Annotated in this window: 2 protein-coding genes; one reads left to right on the top strand and one right to left on the bottom strand. The window is 68.0% G+C overall.

Features of this window, described 5'->3' with window-relative positions:
* Positions 1-558: 558 nt before the first annotated feature.
* Positions 559-3,090 carry a Helicase associated domain protein gene (locus tag ACIGA3_RS09995; protein WP_399712558.1) on the bottom strand — a complete coding sequence of 844 codons (2,532 nt, stop codon included), beginning with the start codon at positions 3,088-3,090 and terminating at the stop codon, positions 559-561.
* 442 nt (positions 3,091-3,532) lie between these two features.
* Here ACIGA3_RS09995 and ACIGA3_RS09990 point away from each other — a divergent pair, with 442 nt between their 5' ends.
* Positions 3,533-3,853 (top strand): NIPSNAP family protein, encoded by a 321-nt coding sequence (locus tag ACIGA3_RS09990; RefSeq protein ID WP_399712555.1) that lies wholly within the window; start codon positions 3,533-3,535, stop codon positions 3,851-3,853.
* The last annotated feature ends 333 nt before the right edge of the window (positions 3,854-4,186 follow it).

Raw genomic sequence — 4,186 nt, 5'->3', positions numbered from 1 at the left:
CGCCGCCCCCGCCGACGGCCCGGCGGGCCGGGCCGGGACGGATGGCGTCGGCACTCCGGTGCCGTCCTCCGGACGCTGAGCCCCATCGGACGCTGAGCCCCATCAAGAGGTGAGGCGGGAAGCTCCCGCCGGATGGAGGAACCACCGTGATCGTTCGACTCGCGGGCGGCCCGCTCACCGGACACGGGCTGAAGACCACCGACACCCTGTGGGCCGGACAGGGGCTGGCTCACGGCCGGTGACGCCGACTGGGGCCTGTACGTCCCGGTCCACCGCCACCCGGTGACCGGCGTCGTCCCGGCGGAGATCCGAGTCACCGTCCTGCCCCGCCCGTAGCGGCCCACCGCCCACCACAACGCTGTGCCGTGACATACGAGACCCGGACCCTGTCGGCGGGGGATGCTCCGAGCACGGTGGCCAGGGCGGTGCCGATCGGCACGTCGTCCCCCGCCCGCGCGGGGATGGTCCCAGGTTCGCCACCAGCAGGGGGAGGGTTGGGGGTGGCGCCCCTGCGTCTGTGGGCGGAGGTGGGTGTGGTGGCGTCCCCGCTGCTCGTCGCTACGTCCAGCGCATTCCGATGGTGGAGAGCTGTTCGATCCGCTCTGGAGCCAGGGTCGCGGCCCTGCTGCGCTGGTTGCTGATCCAGGCTCCCAGCTTGTGCTCCCGCTCCTGCTGGTCTTCGCCGAGGGTCCGTTCGATGTGTTTCCTCGGGACTTGAAGGTGGCCTTCGCGCTGGTAGTACTGTTTGGCGGCCTTGTAGTTGAGGGCCCATTTGTCGGCCTGACTGACCCGAGCTTTCGGTTTTTCGTTTTCGCTCGCGGACTCGATCCCGAGGACCTGTTCGCACATCCACTGCTGCACGGTCGTCAGCTGGTCCCAGCCGTACCGCACCGATTGCACCCACCGCCCGAGGTCTTCGCCCTGGCGTAGGACGTCGCCCGCTGCGGTGGGCAGTGCCCCGCCGGCGTCCAGGTGCATCCGGATCAGGTGGAAACACCGCTGCCACGTCACAGGCCACGATGGGCACCAGGACGGGTCGATCTCCTCGAGCTGCTCGCGCCGCTCGTCCGACAGCGCGCCGGCCGATGACTCCACCGGCAGCCCCTCTGCGCGCCGCTGCTCGATCTCCTGCGCCTTCCTCGCGGCGGCCCGTGCGTTCTTCAGCCAGATGCCCACTGCCGCGCCCTGGTAGGTGGCGTCCAGCGGGGCCAGGAGGTGCCCGTTCTTGGCGGCCCATCCGCGTGCGGCGGACAGGCCCTTCTCCCATGCGACGTCGTAGTGGGACCAGATCATGCCGAGCTTCTCCAGCTGCGCGATGCGGTCTTCGTCCATGTCGCCGCGGGCGTGGAACCGGCGGTTGTCGGCGGTCCACTGCCCGAGCGGGAACCCGGCGAGGGAGGCCGGCCACCCGGTGGCTTCCGCCCCCTGGCCGTCGACCTTGTCGTCGACGGCGGGGACGCGGAAGGTGAACGGGACGCGGAGGTCGCCGTGGATCCGGTGGTAGGTGGTGGCGGCTTCGATGCCGCGTCGCCAGTGTTGGTGTCCGGGGTTGAGGATGCGGAGGTTGATGAACGCGGCGAGGGTGGCCGGGTCGCGGGGCGTGGAGAACTTGAGCAGTTCTCGGGCCGGCACCGATAGCCGGTCGCTCGCAGCTACCCCGTCGCCTTCCGCCTCGCTGCGGCTTTGTACGCCTCTGACACGGCTTTGAGCCTGTTGGTCGGCGAGCTGCTCGACGATCCGCGCGTCGTGTGCCCGGAGCGCTTCCAGGAGCCCCGCGAGCCCTTCGTAGGCGCGGCTGGTGAGCATGTTGTCTGCCGTCTCGCCCGGCCCGAGCAGAACTGGTACGACCAGGCTGGCCATCTTCCCCTCGCCGGGCTGCATCCGCAGCGCCCGGCCTACGGCTTGGACGAGGTCGGGCATGGAGCCGCGGACGTCTGCGAAGTAGACGGAGTCGCAGTTTTTGGTGTCGACGCCTTCGCCCAGGACTTTCACCGAGCTCAGGAAGCCTTTCTCCACGACAGTGCCGTCGGTGGCGATTCCGGCGGCGAACTCGCCCAGCAGCCGACGGCGGTGGAGCGGTTTGTGGTCGCCGCACAGCCAGTTGGCCCAGATGGTCCTGGGGTACAGCTCGGGGTCACTGGCGTGGAGCTGCGCGGCGACGTCCGGAAGTCCGGCCGCGAAAGCTTCTGCCTCCTTCACCATGTGGTGGAAGACGAGCGTGCGCTGGAAGTCTTCCTCCGACGACGCCTTGAGCAGGGCGGTCTGCAGCGCGGCGAGACGTGCCCCGCGGACCTCGTCGGAACGTCCCTCCACGCCCAGGAGCTGCGTGGCTTGGAGCTGGGGGTCGGTGACGTCTACGCAGACGACCTGGTATGGGGCACAGATTCCCCGGTCGATGGCCTCCGAGAGCGACAAAGTGAACGCCCTGCTGCCGAAGGGTCCGTCGGGGTCGTCGTCCATGCTCGCGACGAGCTCACCCGGTGCGCCGGGCTGGTCCTCGTCCTCTCCGAGTTGCCACAGGCGGGGTGTGGCGGTCATATACAGGCGGCGCAGGGAGGGGATGCGGGTGTTGTCGTGGACGACCGCCCACGGCTTGCCCAGCCGCCCCGACGTCCGGTGCGCCTCATCGACCACGATCAGGTCCCAGCCCGGAAGGCCGGCCTTGTGTGCGCGCTCCAGCGTGCCCAGCCCGAGGGAGGCGTACGTGGCGTAGACGGTGACCTTGTCCAGGCCCTGCGTCCATTCCACGAGCTCGTCCACGTCCGTGGTGTTGGGGAACGAAGCCTCCTCGCCGTGCAGGGAGGACACTCCGATCATCGGCCCCCTACGGCCTGCCTCACGCCACGAGGTCTCGGTCTGGGTGAGCAGGTCCAGTGAGGGGACGAGGACCAGCACACGGCCCGCATGGAGCTTTTCTGCGCTGCGGGCCGCGACCCGGGTCTTCCCGGACCCGGTGGCCATGATCACCTGGGTCCGGAGACCTCTCTCGGGCGCAAGTGATCGTGCAGGCAATTCGAGGGAACAGACAACCGCGCCAACGGCTTCCTGTTGAGCCGCTTCACGCTGATCGGTTCGGCTTGTGGTCGACATATCCGTCTGCCATCTCCTGGGATCTTACCTGGGCAGGAAAATGGGAAACCTGCACGAGAAGCCATGCGATCGGCTGCGGTGAATCTCACCGAACCGGGTCACAGCCTCGGACCAGTAGCGGGGAAACCTGATCGGGAACCGCTCCAGCTATCAAAGTGGTGGTGCTACATGAGTCCAGAGTCTATCTTGTACCTCAAAGTGAAGCACATGGACTCAGGAAAGCCCCAGCGAGCCTGAATGCATTCCGCTAGTGAGGCCCTGCCACCCCTGAAAGCACCCTGACGACCCATCACCTCACCCCCGGTTCAGCTGCTCAGCTCTCGACCATCCATCACCCCCATCCTCTTAGCCCGCCGACGTACCTCAGGGTGGCCCAGCCGGGAAGGCATGCCAGACGGTGGAGTGCAGCAGACGGAGCGCTTGACGGCGTTAGCCTCGGAGAGTGATTACTTGCGTAGTGGAGTACGTGATCGATCCGGCGAAGATTGAGTCGTTCGAGAGTTTCGGGCGCCGCTGGATGGAGTTGGTTGACCGGCATGGTGGCACGCACCATGGTTACTTCCTGCCTGCAGAGGGTGCGAGCGACAGAGCGATGGCCTTGTTCGGCTTCCCGAGCCTCGCCTCATACGAGGAGTACCGGGCACTGTTCGGCGAGGATCCCGAGTTCATCGACGCGGACCGTATCAGGGATGAAAGCGGCTGTGTACTGCGTTACGAGCGCACCTTCATGCGCCCCCTACTCCCCGATCCTCCTAGCCGGTAACACCCACCGGACTACTGCCAGCCGACCTGGAGCGAAGCGGAAGGCCGGCCCCGGCCCCCAGCTCCTGGAGGCGCAGCCGGAAGGACCGCCCGAGCGGGGGAGCGCAGCGGACCCGCCGGCCAGACTGCAGCGAAGCGGAAGTCTGGAAGCGGGACACAGTCAGCCTGGTCCGGGAGCGCAGCGGACGGACCGTCACCAGGATTGCGCAGCAATCCTGGTGCGCGTGAGGCGCAGCCTCACGCGCAGCGCTCCCGCGGAGCGGGAGCGCAACCCCCGCGCGCAGGGCGGGGGTTGCTTGCATATCGCGCAGCGATATGGTACCCGCTCCGCGGG

The sequence above is a fragment of the Streptomyces sp. NPDC085596 genome (assembly GCF_044541565.1).
Lineage (GTDB): Bacteria > Actinomycetota > Actinomycetes > Streptomycetales > Streptomycetaceae > Streptomyces.
Note: the sequence above shows the minus strand (reverse complement) of the source record. Positions and strands in the feature narration are given on the sequence as shown.